The sequence below is a fragment of the Streptomyces lancefieldiae genome (genome assembly GCF_031845825.1).
Taxonomy (GTDB): domain Bacteria; phylum Actinomycetota; class Actinomycetes; order Streptomycetales; family Streptomycetaceae; genus Streptomyces; species Streptomyces lancefieldiae.
In genome coordinates, this window is sequence record NZ_JAVRFH010000329.1 from 1 (window position 1) to 449 (window position 449).

Annotated in this window: 1 protein-coding gene; it reads left to right on the forward strand. The window is 72.4% G+C overall.

Annotated elements, in window-relative coordinates:
• Positions 1 to 449 (forward strand): hypothetical protein (locus RM812_RS42375; protein WP_311586369.1); only part of this gene is annotated, 449 nt, incomplete at both ends.

The window sequence follows — 449 nt, forward strand, 5'->3', positions numbered from 1 at the left end:
TGGAGAACGCGCTGACCGCCAACCCGGTGCTGGCTCCGCTCGCCGCCCGTTCGCGCGACGACCTGGCGCTGCTGGTGCGGCTGGCGGGCGGCGGCGATCCCTCGGCCCGCGCCGAGCACCTGGAACACCCTTACTCGGCCGTGGAGTTGGATGCCGTACTGGCTGTGCTGCGGCATCTGCTCACCGCCCGGGAGACCGTCCTCGCGGTCAACGCGGCGTACATCGCCTCGGCCGCGCAGACGGACGCGACGCGCACCGAGCCGCCGTTCCGGCTCCAGGGGTCGTACCGCAACATGAACAAGATCGCGGAGCGGATCGTGCCCGTCATGAACGACGCCGAGCTCTCCGCCGTCGTCGACGACCACTACGCGGGCGAGGCCCAGACGCTCACCACGGGCGCCGAGGCCAACCTGCTGAAGCTGGCCGCCCTGCGCGGGACGCTCACCGCC